Here is a 17,459-nt window from a genome sequence, read left to right on the forward strand (position 1 = left end):
GTGCACGGCCCGCACGAGGGCTATTCATGGCCACCATGGCCAGGAATGGGGAAGCACTGAAACCGCGCGCACCCAGGCAGCAGCGCCCGGGTTGAACAAGTTTCAGGCAAATCATTTCAAGCCCGCCGTGGCATGCGCCAGGGCAGCATGGCTTGAACCAACGGTGACACCAAACGCGGCACCGACAGGGTTTCGTGAAAGGCGACCAAAGGCTCGCCTGCGTAATCAAATTGCAGCAAGGCACGTTGGTAAAAAGGCGTGTCTTCCAATTGTTCTTGCACCTTCACAGCTTGCGCGCTGCGCATCCGGCGATTGATGCGCCAAGCGGTTTTTGGCAAGGCCTGAACCGGAGGAGTTGCGATCGGCTCAACCGTGCCTTTCGGTGTGAAACGAAGCGACAAAACGCGGTCATCTGCGCCAGGGGCTTGCATGTCATAGAACACCAGGGTGCTGCCATCGCGCATGCGCGCGCGCGACCAGTCCCAGGTGTGAAAGCCCCGCTCTACCGGTTCAGTACCTTCGTTCGAGTCGAGGTAGGCGTGGCCTTGCCACTGCAGGTCGGGCGCATTCAGATCAACCTCAATGCGCGATGCCGGCGACAGCGGTCCCCAGCGGTGCTTTTCTGCGGCATCCAGCGGCGTTGAATAAGCAAACAACTGCTGCGGCCAGAGTTTGATGCGTCCTTGAATGCGGTGCGGAAAGGGCACACACACTTCGTTGATGTCAATGCTGAGGCAATCGCCATCCCAGGACAACTGGCTCGGGCCAATGGTGAATTGGTCGGCGCTGCGGGCGCAGTGTCGCTGGCCCCGCTCGGTCATGGCCCAGCGACGCTGGCCTTTGCTGTAAATCGCCACATTGAGTGCGCAATGGTTTTCCGGGTCAGCGCGGCCACGCTTTCTGGCCCAGGCGTAATAAGGCGAGAACACACTGCCGACAAAGGCGATGAGTGTGATGCCGTGCTGTCCGTCGTCACTCATGGCGTCGACATACCACCAAAGGTAGCCCCCATCGGGAACGTGCTGGTCGAAACGAGGCTCGCCATCACGGCCTCGGCCGCCCGCTGCCCGGACAGCGCGGCCATCGGTACCCCCGGTCCCGGGTGCACGCTGCCCCCTGCCAGATACAGGCCCTGCAGGGGCGTTGTGGAGCCAGGTCTGGAGAAGATGCTCGTCCAGCCGTGTGTCGCCTGCCCGTAAAGAGCTCCCCCGCTCGCCGGGAATCGCTGATGAAAGTCCTGCGGCGTGGTCCTGACGAATTGGTTCTGCGTTGGCTGCAGGTGCAGGCCCAACTGGCGCAAATGGTTGAAGGTATGTGTTTGGCATTGCTCCAGGGCCTCCTCGGTGATGCCGTTGCCATCACCACAGGCGGGGGCGTTGACCAGACAAAAAATTCTTTCGGCCATGCCAGGGGTCACCTCGGCAGGTCGGTCTTGTGCGCAGACATACACCGTGGGCTGCTGCGGCAAGCGTTGGCGGTCAAAGATGTCTTCGAACTCGCTGGCATAAGTATTTTGAAAAAACACGTTGTGACGGTCCAGCGCCACACCTTCGGCAGGCGTGTGCATCGACCAGGTCAGGGCCGACAGAGAACGAGGCGGCGCAGCCTTTGGAATCGCGTCGCGAGCGGCATCGCCCAGCAAGCCTTGCCGCAAGGCGGCGGCATCACCATTGAAAATCACTCGGTCTGCAGGCAAAAATTCGCCCGACTGCAACTGCACACCGCACACCCGACCATGGCGCTTTTCGATGCATCGGACAGTGCTGTTGTAGCGAAATGCAGCGCCATGGCGCCGAGCCACACGCGCCAGCGACTGGGCCATGCCGACCATGCCGCCCTCCACCGACCAGACCCCGTCCATCTCGACCTGGGCGATCAACATGAGTGTGGCGGGCGACTGCCAGGGCGAGGAGCCGCAATAAGTGGCGTAACGTGCAAACAACTGGCGCAGGCGCGGGTCCGTGAACTGGTGACCCAGTTGTTGCCACAAGCTGCGCATCGGCCCCAGCCGAGCCAACACACCCAAACCGCCCATGCCCAGATCGGCCATGAAACCGCCCATGTTCGGGCGTTGTACCCGGATCATCGGGCCTTCGAGGGTGGCATAAAGTTGACGGGTGGTTTTGCAAAAATCCCCAAAGCGCCGTGCCTCATCACCACCCGACCAAGCGGCAATGGCCGATTCGCTTTCTTGCGCGTCGGCCGACAAATCAAGCTGGCTGCCATCGGGCCAGAAATGCCGCGCCAGCACCTTCAATGGGCTGATCTGCATTTCGGCTTCAACACTAGTGCCCACACTTTGCAGCAAGGCATCAAACACCCAGCGCATGGTGAACACCGTGGGGCCGCTGTCGATATGAACGCCTGCGACTTCACGGCTGTGCACCTTGCCTCCCGGTACGCCTGCGGCTTCAACCACGGTCACATCCAGGCCTTGATGCGCCAACAGCATGGCGCTGCTCAAGCCCCCCATGCCTGCGCCCACAATGACCACCTTGTTTTCAGACATGGCTGGCCTCCGGGGTGGGCATCACCAGGCTGGTTGCACTTCGCAAAGCCGGCTCTTCGCCCAAGGGCCGGGTGTTTTGCAAATGGAAGGGCTTGCCTTGCCAAACCCCGGCCATCTGCAGCACCTGCATGCGCACGAACATTGACTCTGAAAAGAACTGGTGCTTGTGGGCTGCCGCACTGGCCACCTGGTGCGCACCCTTTTGCGCGTACTGGCGCATGGCCTCTGTGTCTTGCCACAAGCTGAAAGTACATTGGCGAACCAAAGGTGCTTCGCCCAAGCCCATGGCCAGCAGGCAACCGGTGGCTTGGTCGAGGTCGGCCTGAGCCGCCGGGGCATAACGCCAAAACGCCATGGCTTTGGAAGGGACGATGCTGGCGCGAGTCAGCACGGCAAAGGGCCCCTTGGCCTGCAAATTTATTTCTTCCTGCTCGCCCAGCGCTTGCGCGCTGCTGGCTTGCCAGGCTTGTTTATCCCAGTGGCCCCTGGCCGATTGCACCGCCATCACGCCTGTCCAGCACTCACGGGCTCGGCTTCGGTAGGCCTGCACAGCCGGGCTGTCCAGAAACTTCAACGCCAGGTCAAGGTGACTGAAGGTGCAGATCAGGCCTTGGTGGGTCGCACTGGGGCGCAGGCTGAACCCACCGCCATGGCCGCTGCCCATGACCTTGACCGTGGTCAGTCCCGGTACATCCTTGTAGGGTGTGGCACCCGCCACCAGCCGCAGCCATCCCCATCCCTGATGCTGTCGCAAAAAGTCGGCCAGCAAAACCACCACCACCCCGGACAGCGGGTCATGAACAGGGACGACGGCTTCCATGACTGAAGGTCCGGCAATTTGGACAGGCTATTGCCAACTACTTGGACGCGACTTTGGCAGCTGCCAAAGCGGGTTTCAGCAATTCAGGAAAGTCTTTGGCCATCGGTGCGCCATTGAGAGGCTTGTAGGCGCCCTGGTGGCAAGTGGCGCAATTGAGCTTGGCCACATCACCTGTCGGCCCCTTGCGGTGCGCTGGAAAGACCTCGGTCAAGGGCTCCATGTAGGTCAGGTTCAGGTCTCGCGCCATGCGGATACCATGCCAGGCCGTTACACGTTGGGGCGGGCTGTTTTCCCAGTTCTGGAACGACTGGGTGTTGTGGCAATAGGTGCAGTTCACGCCCAACGATGTCGACATGTGCGTCATCAATCCATAAGTCCATTCGGCTTGCTTGATCGACTGCCGGTTACCAGAAGGCAAGGCAGTGGGCCCGTTCACACGGATTTTCTGGTCGCCAAGCAAAAACGGCGTGAAGGGGTCGTTGGGCAGCGAGGACAGATTGACCACTGGCGAGGGTTCGTTTTGGCCAGCCTTATCGCCCATGAAGTTCGAACCATAGGGTTGCGGGTCAGACTTGAACCAGATCGCATTGGGCACGGGCTCTCCGCGGTGGCAGGTGTAGCAGGTCACGCCAGTCTGGGCCACATGGGGCTGCCAGTCGGCATTGATGTGCTGCGTCATCTCGACCATGCGACGCGCCACCACCTTGGTGTATTTGCTGTCGTCTTCAAAATTGGGCAATTGATGGCAATAGGCGCAGCCTTCCTGGGGTGCTACCCAGTTGGTCATGGAGACCATGAGCCGGTTGAATTCGCCCACACTCAGATCACCCAGCACCTTGACGTTCTTGTAAACCTGCGATGCCTTGGGACCATCCGAGCCTGGCGAAGGGATCACCACGGGCGGTTGGTTTTTTTCGGTTTTAACTTCAAGCAGACGGGCGTTGTAGACCTGCACCATGCCCGTGCCCCGATAACCGCTTTGCACAGATTCCGGACTGGGGCGCTCGCAGCCGGCCAGCAAAAGGCCCATGACTGCCAGGCCCAGGGATTTAAGCAAACGGCCAGCCCAAGCGGGGTTCAGGTCCACCGTATTGGTGTTCAGCGTGTGCAGGCTCATGGCTTGGCTCCTGTGCTCAGCGCGGGGTCAACCATCGCTGGGAAAATTTCTGGGTAAGGGTGTGCCACGCCATGTTTGATGGCCCAAAGGTACCAGTTGTCCACCACGGTGCCCGTCAGCAAGATGCCAATGCCACCGGTGATGGGGCACAACACGGCAAACCACCAGGCCCAGCGGTGAATCGATTCCATGGTCGCATTGAAGCCCATGGTCCAGCGCCAAAACAAGGCGGCCCGCTCGGAGGCTGTCCCGCGGTCGGTGATCTGCTCGATCTCGCGCTCTCCACCAAAACGGGTCACCGCCAAAATGGTGGCACCGTGCATCGCAAACAACAGGGCAGAGCCATAAAGGAACACGATGGACAACGCATGGAACGGGTTGTAGAAAAGGTTGCCGTAGCGCAAAGAGAACGCAGCGGTCCAGTCGAGATGGGAGAAGATGCCGTAGGGCACTGCCTCACCCCAAGAGCCCATCAGGATTGGGCGAAACAAGCCCAACACCAGGAAAAGCCAAATAGCTGCCGCAAACGCCCAGGCAACATGTGTGCCCATGCCCAACTCGACCGCACGGCGGTAAGTGCGGACCCACCAGAACATGATGGATGCCGTGAGAAACAAGCCCACGATCAAAAACCATCCGCCTTGGTTCAGTGGCGGAATACTCAACCCATAACTGGGCGGCGGTGGCTCCAGTGACAGCCAGAACAACTGGCGCACAAACTGGATCGGGTCGTAGTTGACCGAGGCCAGCATGTTCATGCCGATCAGGGTAAAAGCGATCATGCCGAACACGAGCGAGGCCAGCCCCAGCCCCCCCAGATAGATGGGTCCCAGCTGGGCATTGCCCAGCTTGCCGATCCAGTAATTGATCAGGGGTTGCCCGGTTCGCGGACTGTTGCCGTGTCCAAGTTCTACCCCTAGGTGCACCGGACCCACAGCTTGCACCGTGGTAAACAGGTTTTGATAGTCGGCCATTCGCTGTACTCCTCAATTCTTTGGATTCGGGCTGTGCTTGCAGTCCGACTCAGACGGGCCACTGGGACCAGATCGGCATGTTCAGCCACCAGCTCCACCACTCGGGCCAGCCACGGCTCCAGAAGGGGCCACTGAGCACGATGCACAGGGCGCTGAACAACACAGCAGCCAGTGCAAGAAACAAGCCCAAACGGTGGATGCCAAGGGTGCCGATCGAATAACCAATGATGTCGCGGAAGAACGTGTCTTCATGCTCAGGTGTCTTGACGACATGGCCCGGTGCAGGGTTGGTGGACGACAAAATCAGGCCACCGTGCAGCGACAAGGCAAACACACTGGCAAAGAAGAAGCTCACGGCAATCATGTGTGCCGGGTTGTAGTGAAAGTGCAGGTACTGATAGCCCACGTTGGACACCCAGTCAAGGTGGCTGTAGATGCCGTAGGGGAAGCCATGTCCCCAGGCGCCCATCAGCACTGGCCGCACGACCACCAAAGTGACGTAAGCAGAGATGGCCACACCGAAAGCCACAGGCACATGGAAACCCATGCCCAGTTTTCGGCAGATCTCGACCTCGCGCATCATCCACGAGCCGAACGCCCCAATCGCGCAGACCGTGATGAGCTGCCACAGGCCCCCCTCCATCAGGGGCGCAAAGCGCAGGCCATACGACAGATCAGGCGGTGCGATGCTGATTTGCCAGATGTTCCAGGTTGGGCCTTGTGAGGCGCCCCACAAAATCAGGGCCGTACCCAGGAACGAAAAAAACAAGGTTGTGACGCCGAAAAACCCGACGTAAAAAGGACCGACCCAGAAGTCGAACAAATCGCCACCCAGCAGGGTACCACCGCGAACGCGGTACTTTTTCTCAAAACTCAGCATGGCCATGGCTTGGTCCTCCTGCTTGTGTGGATAAACAGATGCCGCATTGAAACGGGTTCAATGACAGCATCTGGATGACAAGTCCTGAATCAGGACTTGGGCGCGGCCAGCGAAGCCACCGACGTCGGCAGCGGCGAGTTTTGCGCCGATGCCGCTACCGGTTTTTTCGCACCGTCGAGCCAGTTGAATTTGTTGGTACTGAGCAAGATGAGGTGAATCATCGCGGCCAGCCCGAACAAGAAAATACCCTGCAGTACCATGGCACGCAAAGGGTCGTACAGTCGCCAAATTCTCCACATGGTGAATCTCCTAAATGATGTGGGACATGAAGGTGTACACCGCAGCATTCACGCCTTGGCTCATGCTTTTGGCATCTTCAGCGCCGGGCAACAGATCCCGCCAGTGAACGCCGACCAGCTTGGCCAGTACGACGACCACGAACAGACATCCAAAACCGATGAGGAAGATGGACCAAAATGCCGGGGATTCATCCGCACGCGAATGGTCCTCGTTGAGGTGAGTTGTGTTTTGCATGACAGTGACTCCGTCAATCTATGGGTGAAAAAACAGGCTCTGAATCAGAACCAGGGACGCCACGCCCAGACCAGGATGTGGGCCAGTACAGCGACCGCTGTAAAGCCTACGGTGCCTTGCATCCAGTAGTGGTGGAACTCCTGGGCTTCCTCATCGGTAAGTCCGGAAATTGATGTCTTGGTTGACATTTTTTGCTCCTGTTAACGAGGCCTTGCGACCCGGGGTGCGCACAGCCCGCGCAGATGGGCATCCGCAGCCAAAGGCCACGACATCTTGTGCAGGGCAACGACCGGGTCGGCACCTGCGTGTTTATTCAATGGCCGCAAAGTTTTCATGCTACGACCCCCATCCCCAGTTCTCGGCTGGCGGCATTCACATGGGCTTCAGTGACTTCGTCTTGGCCTGCGGCCTGCGACAGTTGCTCGGCCTGATCGCGCAAGCGCTTGGCCGCAGAAATCTGCACCAACACCGGCTGGCTTTGCACCACATCGCGCAGGCGCTGATGGGCCTGGTCTTGCCAGCTGGCATTGGGGGCCACCACACCACGCGCTGCCGTGGCTTCGACCTTGTCCATCTCGGTGCCCAGCGGCAGGATGTGAAACAAGGCGTCAAACAGTGCGTTGCAAACTTCTTGCACCACATAAGTGGCGCCGCTGTAACCCATGAATGGCGTGCCGGTATGGCGGCGGATGATGGCACCTGGAAACGAAGCCGGAATGAAGGCTGCCCGCATCGGGCTACCGCCAGAAATTTCACTCAGGTACATGCGCTCGTTGTAGCTGCCAAACATGATCAACGGGGTTTGGGTCTTGACCAGTTCACGCACAGTCACGTTGTCTGTCTTATTGCCTGCCGTGCGCGAAACGCTGAAGCGACAAGGCAAGCCCATTTCGGTTTCGAGGAAATTTTTCAAGCCGCGCGCATAGGTCTCACCCGCCACCACGGCAAAGCTTGCTGTGGCAAAAAAGTCTTGTGTCACCGAGCGCCACAGATCCCACATGGGCTTGAGGGTGGTGTGCTTTTCACGCTCAATGAAAGGCTCGGGATCGAGGTTCAGCAACTCACCCAACTTGCGAAGGAAGTTGGTGGTGCTGTGCAGCCCGATGGGTGCCTGCAGGTAAGGTCGCTCCAGCGCCTCACACAGCATGCGGCCAAACTCGCGGTACATGCAAATGTTGACATCGGCTTCCACCAGGCGCGACACATCGGCCAGGTGGCTGCCCAGCGGAAAGACCATGTTGACCTCGGCACCAATGCCCTGCACCAGACGACGGATCTCGGCCAGGTCGCTGGCACTGTTGAAGGTGCCATAACAGGGGCCAATGATGTTGACACGCGGTTTTTCACCGGCTGGTCGTTCATCAAAGGGCTTGCGCGCAGGCACTTTGCGCAGGCCGTATTCACTCCACAGCCAATACATCGCACGGTTGGCACACTGCCACTGGTCTTCGTCGATGGTGCGTGGCAAAAAGCGCGCGATGTTGGTGCCCTCGGGTGTGACGCCGCCGCCGATCATTTCGGCAATCGAGCCTGTCACCACCACGGCTGGCAACTCGGGGTCCAGGGTGGCGTGGGCACGTTTCATGGTGCCTTCGGTGCCTTCGCGACCCAGTTGTTCTTCTGCCAGCCCGGTGACCACAATGGGCAATTCGTGCGGAGGCAGTGCATCGGTGTAATGCAGCACCGAGGTCACGGGCAGGTTTTCACAACCCACAGGGCCATCGATGACCACTTGCAAACCCTTGATGGCGGTGAAGACATAGACCGCCCCCCAGTAGCCGCCTGCGCGGTCATGGTCCAAGATCAAAGGCGACTTCGCTTTGGGCAAAGTGTTGGGCGCTGGGCTTTGAGTCGTGTCGCTCATGATCCCATCTCCTCGGCTTTGCGCTTTTTGAGAATCTTTTCCATCTGGCGGCGTGTTTCGGCCTTGAATTCGGGTCGGTCTTTGGGCACCGATTCCCAGACGCCTGCCGCATGGCCCACGCCGACATCACCAAAAAAGGATTTCATGGCGTCAAAGCGGGCCTGGTTGCCCATGGCCGCCTGCACCACATGCACCAGTGATCCAGCACCCGCCACGCCCATGAGCGGCCGGGCCGAAATCAGGTTGGTGAAGTACAACGAGGGCACGCTGTTTTGCTTGGCAATTTGAACCACCGGGGTGGTGCCAATGGCCAACTGGGGGCGGTATTCATACATGGCGTTGAGGTCTTGCTCCAGCGAGGCACGCATTTGCACCTGCACGCCTTTGGCCTTCAGCCAAGCGATATCCTGGGCGTTCCAGTCGGTCGCCGGACAAGCAGAGCCCACATAACGCAAGTCGGCACCACACTCAATCAGCAAGCGGCCCACCAGCAATTCGGAGCCTTCGTAACCGCTCAGGGTGATGCGGCCCGAGATCGGCTTTTGCATGAGCAACCCGCGCATTTGTGTCAGCGCCTGGTTGCGCGCCAGGTCGATCTGCGATTGCGCAATGCCCGCAGCCTGGCCAATGTTTTGCAGCCAGTCCTGTGTACCCTCTAGGCCTACCGGGGCCGAACCCACCACAGGGCGGCCTGCAGCCTTGAATTCGCGCACACTGGCGGTATAAAAAGGGTGAATGGCAGCGGCCACCGAGCAGTCAAGCGCGGCATAGAGTTCGCGCCATTCACGGGTAGGCACCACCGGGCCGGCAGCCAGCCCCATGGGTGCCAGCATCTGACCAATGATGACCGGATCAGCGGGGAACATCTCTCCGAGCAAGGCCACAGTGGGTTTATCCCCCCGTCCAGCCTTTGGTGCGGCCACCGGGCCACTCATGATTTCTTCACGGGCGTATTTCAGCATCGCCCCGGCCAACACATCTTTGGCTTCAGCGTGGGTGGGCACGCCAAAACCTGGCACATCAATGCCGATGATGCGCACCCCATTGATTTCTTTGGGCAGCAGTTGCAGCGGCACCCCACTGGCAGTCGGCACGCACAGGTTAATGATGATGATCGTGTCGAACTTGGCCGGATCGGCCTCAGCGTGTACCGCTTCGCGGATGTCTTCAAACAACTTGCCAGTGACCAGTGACTCCGAATTGAAAGGCACATAACCCACGCTGCGGCGTGCGCCATAAAAATGCGAGGTAAAGGTCAGGCCGTATACACAACACGCTGAACCCGACAAGATGGTGGCAGTGCGCTTCATGCGCAAACCCACACGCAGCGAGCCAAACGCAGGGCACATGCTTTGCGGCTGGTCGTGCGGACCCGCATCGGGCTGGCGCGGATAGTCTCTGGCATACTGGTCGAGCACCTCGGACTTGCCGGCTTGTTTGGCTGCGGCCACCATGGTCTCGGTCCCGGCGTGGCAACCCATGCCATCGCCTTGCAAGCCTGCAGGATTGCTCGGCTGTGGGCTGGGATGGATCGGGATGGTGCGTGTCATGGCCAGTTCCTGTTCGATGTCTTCAGGTGCTGCAATCAGGCGGCGTCGTAGACGACTTCAAGCGATGGCTTGATGTCTTCGTTTTTACCCACCATGTCGAACAAAGTGGCTGGTTCAAGCACCACGTTGCGACCGACCACATCGGCACTGAACAAGCCCAGCAATTGGTCTTGGGTCTGAGGTTTCGGACGCATCGGGGGGGCTTCTGCGACGTTCTTGGCCAGCTCCGCAAACAATGGACCCCACTCGCCATCTGGGCGGCCGATGATTTCGTAACTGGCACTTTTGCGCCGAATATCTTCGTTGGCCGGAATGGCGGCCAACACAGGAATGCCGGCATTGGTGGCAAAGGCCTGAGCTTCTCCCGTGCCATCGTCCTTGTTGATGACCATGCCTGCCACGCCGACGTTACCGCCGAGCTTTCGGAAATACTCCACTGCCGAGCAAACGTTGTTGGCTACATACAGGGACTGCAAGTCGTTGCTGGCTACCACGATCACCTTCTGGCACATGTCACGGGCGATGGGCAGACCGAAGCCGCCGCACACCACGTCGCCCAGAAAGTCGAGCAGCACAAAGTCAAAACCCCAGTCATGGAAACCCAGTTTCTCGAGAGTCTCGAAACCATGGATGATCCCGCGACCACCGCAGCCACGCCCCACTTCGGGGCCACCCAGTTCCATGGCGAACACGCCATCGCGCTTGAAGCAGACATCGCCAATGCTCACAGCCTGGCCTGACAGCTTCAGGCGTGAAGAGGTTTCGATGATGGTGGGGCAAGCCTTGCCACCAAACAACAAACTGGTGGTGTCACTCTTGGGGTCACAGCCGATCAACAGGACTTTTTTGCCCTGCTGCGCCATCATGTAAGACAGGTTAGCCAGGGTGAAGCTTTTGCCAATGCCACCCTTGCCGTAAATGGCAATGATTTGGGTTTCTTTGGTCACCTCGCTGGTGCTGACGGCATCGGGCTCCACATCGGCCTCGCGGCGCAGCAACTCGACAAATTTGATGGGCTGGGCGGTGGTTTCGGTGTTCATGCAGTGGCACTCCAATCAATGATCATCTTGAGACAGCTCGCATCTCCGAAGGCGGTCTCGTAGGCGGAACCAGCTTGTGTCGATGGCTGGGTGTGGGTGATCAAACCGTCAAGGGACAAGCGGCCGGTGTGCACCAGCTCGTTGACAGCAAGCAGGTCAGGGCGCTTCCACTCGGCCGCAATGCGCATGCGCACTTCGCGCATGAAGGCCGGGGCGTAAGCAAATTTCAGGTCTTGTTTGTAAAAGCCCGCCAACACCAGCTCGCCACCGGGGCGCAGGCGCTGGATCAGGGTATCGAGCAGACTGCCATCGCCGCTCACGTCGTAAATCGTGCCGTAGTCGCGCCGCGGGTCGTCTTGCGGCCGCACCACGGTGTAGCCGTGTGCACCGGCGAAACGGTCGGTCTGGGTTTCCCACACCGTGGGGGCAGGCAAGCCTGCAGCCACGGTGAGTCGAGCCAGCAAACGGCCCATGACGCCGTGGCCAATGATCAGTTCCGGCGGGGCAAAGGGGTCTTGCTGACCCCCGCCCGACACAGCGTGGTAGGCCGTGGCAGCCAAGGCCAACAGCACCGCCTGGGCGCCCAGGTGCTCTGCAACCGGCATGACTTTTTGTTCGTTTACCACGAGGCGCGAGGCCGTGCCCCCGAACAGGCTTTTGACCCCGGTGAAACAGTTGGCGCCCGGCACAAAAACCCGCTGACCGGCCTGTAAACCCGAATCTGATGCAGCGCGGACCACGCGACCCACCGTTTCATAGCCCGGCACCAGCGGATAACCCATGCCCGGGAAAGGCGGCATGCTGCCGTCCCAGAGCATGCGCTCTGTACCGGTGCTGATGCCACTGAACTCGACAGCCACTTCCAGCTGGCCGGCTTGCAGCTCTGGCAAGTCCAGGGCCTGTAAGGACAGGTGCCTGGGACTGTTGAAGACAACGGCTTGGGATTTCATGCTTGTATTCTTTGCTTTACATCACAACATGTCAAAGTTAATTGACACTATTCGGCGAAACAGAGGGTAAACACTGAGATTTGCGTCCCAAAAGGATCCGGGCATGGATCGGCATGGCGTTGGGCACTCGTTCCACGTGGGTAAATCCGGCTTCTTCCATCAGGCTTTGCAGCTCTTTCGGGGTGCGCAGACGACCTGCCCCCATGGCCAACAGGTAAAAATGGAAATACGCGTCAGCCGATGCGCTGGGCTGTCCGGGCTCTTCGTCGGGCTGGGCCATGGGTTCGGCCAGCAACAAGACCCCGCCCACAGGCAAGGCGGCATGGGCCTTTAGCAAAATCTGGCGAACCACTGCATCGGGGTGGTCATGGGCCACACGCACCAGAGTGATCAGGTCCGCGCCTTCAGGCAAGGGGTCGTCCAGAAAGCTGCCCGGGTGAAGCGTCACACGCTCGCTCAGACCCTTGGCTTTCAGTCCTTCACGGGCCAGATCGAGCACAGGGGGAAGGTCAAACATCTTGAACTTCAGGTGCGGGGCGTGCACAGCCAATTCGCCTACAAATCGCCCTTGGCCGGCACCGACATCCAGAACGCAACGGTGTTCATCGAAAAAGTAGGACGACAGGATTTCCTGCACCACAAAGCCTTGCGATGCCGCCATCAGTTGTGAATAGCGAGTGAACTTGTCCAGGTCAGGCGGGGCTGGTACGGGCTTCTCATGGGCGTAGGGCCAGTACTCGGCCATGCCGCCACTCCAGGCGTTGTTCAGGAACTGCAAAGGGTCTTGCATGTCCTGGTACAGCAAATGGTTGTGCTCGATCATTTGAGCAATGCCCTCGTGCTGCGCCAGCGGAACTCCCAGCGGGCCCAGGCCAAACCGGCCCTGACTGCGGTGCTCCAGAAGTCCCAGGGCCACGGCCGAAAGCAGCAAGCGCTGCAAGACAACAGGGGCCAGACCTGTGCGGCGGGCCAGCTCGGTCAAAGAGGCGGGCGCATGGTGCAGCGCACGGAACAGGTCCAGCCGGACACAGCCGAGCAGTACCTGGCTGTGAACAAAACCAGCCATCAAATCAAACAATTTACGGGTGCGGCGACGCGTAAGCCAACGCGTCAACGGATTGCCCAGAGACCAGCGGTAAAGACCGGGGTGTGCGTACCAGCGTTCAAGTCGGGCTTGCAAGGCATCTTTGAACGAGGTGGGAACGGCATGGGTCGCAATGGCGGCCAGATCCAGGTGCTGTGACATGTTGATTCTTTCGCGGTCTCAAGAGCAGGAGAAAGCGCTCAATGCGTTGCGCTGATGCGGCTGGCAGCCACGCCGGGGTGGGCCTTGAAATAGCCTTCGCACAAGGCCTTGGGCACCAGGCGCTCGGCTTCAAGTTGCACCAGTTGACGCAACATGTCTCGGCACGAGCACACCGGAATCGAGGCTGCGGCCTGGTCGATCAGGTGGTCAAAATGGGCAATGGCCCCGTCCAAGCCCAAGGCTTGGGCTGAGCTGGGCCGGGCGTGCAGGATGTCTTGCCCAACAGGTTTGCCCAGGCTGGCGGCATCCGCAATCACATCCCGGATGTCATCGGCGACCTGGTAAGCCTCGCCCAGAAAAGCCCCCAACGGCGCCCAGGGTTCGGGTTCTAAGCCGCAGCTGAGCGCACCGGCACAGGTGGCCGAGACGAACAAGGCACCCGTCTTGGCGCGCTGGTATTGGCCCAGATCGGCACTGGTCTCGCACTCCCAAGCCTGCCCGGCCACGATGCCATCCGGCAAACCCACACCGGTGGTCATGTTGTCCATCAGTCGAATCAGCCGGTCTGGCCGCTGAGCACCGGATTGAAGCAAAACCCGGTAGGCCATGACGATCAAGCCGTCGCCCGCCAGCAGCGCCAGAGGTTCACTGAAGGCTTTGTGCACCGTGGGGCGGCCACGCCGGGTGTCGGCATTGTCAAAGGCCGGCATGTCGTCGTGCACCAGTGAGGCGCAATGCATCAACTCCAAGGCGACAGCGGCGGCGTTGGTCAGTTGGGGCAAATCATCGCCACAAGCCGTGGCCACGGCCATGCAGAGTTGTGGGCGGATGCGGGCACCCCCCGAAAATACCGCGTGCCGCATGGCAGCGACCAGGCGGGGGGGCGCTCCCACGCCAGCCGCTTGCTCAAAATGGGTGTTCAAGGCTTGCTCAGCGCGTGTCAACAGACTCATGGAACCTCCGAAAGGAAGACCCGTCTGTCCAAACTGACGGGCATGAGTGTCAATATAGCCTTATTTCAATAACTGTCAACCCTTGTTGACACCCGGACGCACGATCCACTGCAAGACTTGCGCAGGCATCCAAGCTGCTGATAGGCCTTCAAACCCACCGCACGGGCAACAGACGCTAGGATGTGCTGGTCAATAAGTGAGCAGGAGAAATAGCATGGGCATCTGGTTAGAGCTGGGCATTTTCGGACTGGTGTTTGTGTTTGCCTTTTGGCAAATGCACGATGTGCGCCGGGCGCAAGAACAAACTCGCCAGCAGCGGGCGCGGGAAAAAGCACAGCAAGAAGCTGAATGCCCAACCGCCGACGACAAAAAGGAGTCAGTTTGATCCGTTGAACTGCAGGGCCGCCAGGCTGGCGTAAAGCCCGCCTTTGGCCTGCAACTCGGCGTGGGTGCCCTGCTCCATCAGGCGACCCCGCTCCAGGACCCAGATCACATCAGCACGTTGCACTGTGGCCAGGCGGTGGGCAATCACCAGCGTGGTGCGGCCCACCATGGCTTTGTCCAAAGCGGCCTGCACCATTTTTTCACTTTGCGCATCGAGCGCGCTCGTGGCCTCATCGAGCAGCAAAAGCGGCGGGTTCTTGAGGATCGCACGCGCAATGGCGATGCGTTGCCTCTGCCCGCCCGACAAACGAACGCCCCGGTCCCCCAGATAAGTGTCAAAGCCCTCGGGCAATTCCCGGATGAACTCTTGTGCATAAGCCGCTTCGGCAGCCGCGTGCACTTCTTCCAAGCTGGCATCGGGGCGGCCGTAACGGATGTTCTCGATCACTGTGCCCGAAAAAATCACCGGCTCTTGGGGCACGATGGCCATGCGCTCACGCAGATCATTCAAATTCATCTGGTCAATGGGCACGCCATCCAGCACGATGCGGCCCGACTGAGGGTCATGAAAGCGCATCAGCAAATCGAACACCGTGGTTTTGCCGGCGCCGCTGGGGCCCACCACGGCCACAGTCTGACCGGGTTGAATCTGGCCACTCAGCTGGTTCAGCGCCCAGGTGTCGGGGCGTGACGGATAGTGAAAGCACACCGCCTCCAACTGCAGCGATGAACCGCCTTGAGGCCAGGGCGATTTTTGTGGCTGGTCTGTGATCTTGAGGTTTGACTCGGTGTGCAGCAATTCCATCAGGCGCTCGGTGGCGCCTGCAGCGCGCAACATATCGCCATAGACCTCGCCCAACACCGCGAAGGCGCTGGCCAGCAAGATCACGTAAAACACCGTTTCGCCCAACTGGCCGGCCGTGCTGGTACCGGCTCGCACAGCCAAGGTGCCCATGTACAAACCCCAGAGCAAAACCGCACTGGAGGCCATGATGATGAAGCCCACAAGCACCGCTCGTGCTCGGATGCGGCCCAGGGCTGTTCCCAGTGCACGCGCCGTTGAGTCGATGAAGCGGCGGGTCTCGCGGCCTTCGGCGGTGTAACTTTGCACCACTGTGATGGCGTTCAGCACCTCTGAGGCGATGGCACTGGAGTCAGCCACCCGGTCCTGACTGGCACGCGAAAGTCGACGCACCCGACGACCCAGGTAGACGCTGGGGAATATCACGGCCACCAGCACTGCCACCACCTGCAGCATCAAGACCGGGTTGGTCCAGACCAGCATCAAGAGAGCCCCCGCACCCATCACCAGGTTGCGCAAGCCCATCGAAAAAGACGAACCCACCACGGTTTGCACCAGCGTGGTGTCGTTGGTCAGGCGCGACAGCACCTCCCCCGACTGCGTGGTTTCAAAAAAGGCCGGGCTTTGCTTGAGCACATGGCCGTAAACCGCATTGCGAAGGTCACCGGTGATGCGCTCGCCCAACCAGCTGACGGTGTAATACCGACCTGAAGAAAAAACCGCCAAAGCCGCTGCCACCCCAAACAGCTGCAAGAAGTTCCCTGACAACTGTTCGGCTGAAGCCCCTGTGGACAGGCCCTGGTCGATCAGCTGGCGCAGGACCCACGGAAAGGCCAGCGTGGTGCCAGCCGCCAGCAGCAAAAACAAAGCAGCGAAACCCAAAGCCATGCGGTAGGGTTTCAAAAAAGGGACCAAGCCCGTGAGCGATTTGGGAGTTGCAGCCATCGACAAAAGTAATCCGAAAAGAGTCGCAGCAAGCATAACGGTAAAAGCAAGCACCGGATTTCAAGGTGTTTGGAGACGACAATCCGGTTTTTGTCTGGTCAGAAACCAATGAACGCACTTCCCCCCTGCCCCCAATGCCACGACAAATACACCTACCAGGAGGGCGAGTTCATGGTGTGCCCCAGCTGCGGGCATGAGTGGAACCCTGCAGATGTCCCCGCTATCGAAGCTGTCAAGGTCTGGAAAGACGCCAACGGCAATGTTCTGCAAGACGGCGACGCTGTGACCCTGATCAAGGACCTGAAGATCAAGGGATCATCCGCTGTCGTCAAGGTCGGCACCAAAGTCAAAAACATCCGCCTGATTGAAGGGGACCACGACATCGACTGCAAGATTGAGGGCTTCGGTCCGATGCAACTCAAAACCGAGTTCGTCAAAAAATCCTGATCAACACGGACCCAACTTCAGCTTGGGAGTGCTGTTGGCAATTTAAAAAATCCTCGCCCAGGCGTCTGTGCGTTAATTCAGCGCTGAAGCCATTGACAACCATGACCGACGAATTCCAGATCCATATCCCGCCATCTTTCATGGCGCTGTTCGTGCCCCCGGGCAAGATCAAGCCCACCATGGGTCAGCGAGACATGGCCCAGCGCTATGAGCTGTGCGAAGACCTGGCCAACTTGCTGACGGAAAAAGCCGCCAACATGCAGTTCACCCTCGGCATCACCGAAGACCTGGTGCTGCAGCAATGTGAGCAGGGACTGTTGGCCGACCCCTCCGTTTTCTCCGCCCTTGAAGCCCGGTGGGTGGTCTGCCGCCTGGCGGAGTTGCTGAACTGGCCGATGGACCAACTGCTTCAGGTCCCACCGACAAGCGACCCTGTCGTCTGAG

At 59.6% G+C, this 17,459-nt stretch carries 19 protein-coding genes; 3 read left to right on the top strand and 16 right to left on the bottom strand.

What is annotated here, in order from left to right; all coding sequences use genetic code 11:
- Positions 1-116: 116 nt before the first annotated feature.
- From B9Z45_RS10755 to B9Z45_RS10825, 15 genes are all read right to left on the bottom strand, one after another.
- Positions 117-980 carry a carotenoid 1,2-hydratase gene (locus B9Z45_RS10755; RefSeq protein ID WP_108407224.1) on the bottom strand — a complete coding sequence of 288 codons (864 nt, stop codon included), beginning with the start codon at positions 978-980 and terminating at the stop codon, positions 117-119.
- A complete protein-coding gene (gene crtD, locus B9Z45_RS10760; protein ID WP_108407225.1) occupies positions 977-2,509 on the bottom strand; it encodes a 1-hydroxycarotenoid 3,4-desaturase CrtD in 1,533 nt (510 codons plus the stop codon). Before crtD ends, B9Z45_RS10755 begins: the two co-directional genes overlap by 4 nt.
- On the bottom strand, positions 2,502-3,329 hold the full coding sequence (locus tag B9Z45_RS10765; RefSeq protein ID WP_233252174.1) for a hypothetical protein: 828 nt from the start codon (positions 3,327-3,329) through the stop codon (positions 2,502-2,504). Before B9Z45_RS10765 ends, crtD begins: the two co-directional genes overlap by 8 nt.
- A 37-nt stretch (positions 3,330-3,366) precedes the next feature.
- Positions 3,367-4,446 (bottom strand): photosynthetic reaction center cytochrome PufC, encoded by a 1,080-nt coding sequence (gene pufC, locus B9Z45_RS10770; RefSeq protein WP_108407226.1) that lies wholly within the window; start codon positions 4,444-4,446, stop codon positions 3,367-3,369.
- Positions 4,443-5,420, bottom strand: a complete 978-nt coding sequence (pufM, locus tag B9Z45_RS10775) for a photosynthetic reaction center subunit M (protein ID WP_108407227.1) — start codon at positions 5,418-5,420, stop codon at positions 4,443-4,445. Before pufM ends, pufC begins: the two co-directional genes overlap by 4 nt.
- A gap of 49 nt (positions 5,421-5,469) precedes the next feature.
- Positions 5,470-6,306 carry a photosynthetic reaction center subunit L gene (gene pufL, locus B9Z45_RS10780; RefSeq protein ID WP_108407228.1) on the bottom strand — a complete coding sequence of 279 codons (837 nt, stop codon included), beginning with the start codon at positions 6,304-6,306 and terminating at the stop codon, positions 5,470-5,472.
- Positions 6,307-6,389: 83 nt separating this feature from the next.
- Entirely contained in the window at positions 6,390-6,599 is a 210-nt protein-coding gene (gene pufA, locus B9Z45_RS10785; protein ID WP_108332385.1) for a light-harvesting antenna LH1, alpha subunit, read from the bottom strand.
- A gap of 10 nt (positions 6,600-6,609) precedes the next feature.
- Positions 6,610-6,834: a hypothetical protein gene (locus tag B9Z45_RS10790; protein ID WP_108407229.1), complete on the bottom strand. Its 225-nt coding sequence runs from the start codon at positions 6,832-6,834 to the stop codon at positions 6,610-6,612.
- A gap of 44 nt (positions 6,835-6,878) precedes the next feature.
- Positions 6,879-7,022, bottom strand: a complete 144-nt coding sequence (gene pufB, locus B9Z45_RS10795) for a light-harvesting antenna LH1, beta subunit (protein WP_019425952.1) — start codon at positions 7,020-7,022, stop codon at positions 6,879-6,881.
- 143 nt (positions 7,023-7,165) lie between these two features.
- Positions 7,166-8,698: a chlorophyllide a reductase subunit Z gene (bchZ, locus tag B9Z45_RS10800; RefSeq protein WP_108407230.1), complete on the bottom strand. Its 1,533-nt coding sequence runs from the start codon at positions 8,696-8,698 to the stop codon at positions 7,166-7,168.
- Positions 8,695-10,248, bottom strand: coding sequence for a chlorophyllide a reductase subunit Y (bchY, locus tag B9Z45_RS10805; RefSeq protein ID WP_108407231.1), 1,554 nt, complete (start codon positions 10,246-10,248; stop codon positions 8,695-8,697). Before bchY ends, bchZ begins: the two co-directional genes overlap by 4 nt.
- A 35-nt stretch (positions 10,249-10,283) precedes the next feature.
- On the bottom strand, positions 10,284-11,288 hold the full coding sequence (locus B9Z45_RS10810) for a chlorophyllide a reductase iron protein subunit X (protein WP_108407232.1): 1,005 nt from the start codon (positions 11,286-11,288) through the stop codon (positions 10,284-10,286).
- Positions 11,285-12,238, bottom strand: a complete 954-nt coding sequence (bchC, locus tag B9Z45_RS10815) for a chlorophyll synthesis pathway protein BchC (RefSeq protein ID WP_108407233.1) — start codon at positions 12,236-12,238, stop codon at positions 11,285-11,287. The genes B9Z45_RS10810 and bchC overlap by 4 nt, the downstream gene beginning before the upstream one ends.
- Positions 12,239-12,275: 37 nt before the next feature.
- A complete protein-coding gene (locus tag B9Z45_RS10820; RefSeq protein WP_108407234.1) occupies positions 12,276-13,484 on the bottom strand; it encodes a methyltransferase in 1,209 nt (402 codons plus the stop codon).
- A gap of 38 nt (positions 13,485-13,522) precedes the next feature.
- Positions 13,523-14,437 (bottom strand): polyprenyl synthetase family protein, encoded by a 915-nt coding sequence (locus tag B9Z45_RS10825; protein WP_108407235.1) that lies wholly within the window; start codon positions 14,435-14,437, stop codon positions 13,523-13,525.
- A gap of 214 nt (positions 14,438-14,651) precedes the next feature.
- Between B9Z45_RS10825 and B9Z45_RS17265 the strand changes: the two genes are divergently transcribed.
- Complete coding sequence (locus B9Z45_RS17265) at positions 14,652-14,822, top strand: hypothetical protein (protein ID WP_199221889.1); 171 nt, start codon at positions 14,652-14,654, stop codon at positions 14,820-14,822.
- On the opposite strand, the gene B9Z45_RS10830 is transcribed toward B9Z45_RS17265, so the two are convergent.
- The gene (locus B9Z45_RS10830) at positions 14,814-16,568 is read right to left on the bottom strand and encodes an ABC transporter transmembrane domain-containing protein (RefSeq protein ID WP_108407236.1); all 1,755 of its coding nucleotides are present in this window, start codon (positions 16,566-16,568) and stop codon (positions 14,814-14,816) included. The two genes, B9Z45_RS17265 and B9Z45_RS10830, sit on opposite strands and share 9 nt — an antisense overlap.
- 108 nt (positions 16,569-16,676) lie before the next feature.
- Between B9Z45_RS10830 and B9Z45_RS10835 the strand changes: the two genes are divergently transcribed.
- Entirely contained in the window at positions 16,677-17,015 is a 339-nt protein-coding gene (locus B9Z45_RS10835; protein ID WP_108407237.1) for a zinc ribbon domain-containing protein YjdM, read from the top strand.
- 101 nt (positions 17,016-17,116) lie between these two features.
- Positions 17,117-17,458 (top strand): ATPase with chaperone activity, encoded by a 342-nt coding sequence (locus B9Z45_RS10840; protein WP_108407238.1) that lies wholly within the window; start codon positions 17,117-17,119, stop codon positions 17,456-17,458.
- Position 17,459: the final 1 nt, after the last annotated feature.

Source organism: Limnohabitans sp. 2KL-17 (assembly GCF_003063415.1).
GTDB lineage: Bacteria > Pseudomonadota > Gammaproteobacteria > Burkholderiales > Burkholderiaceae_C > Limnohabitans_A.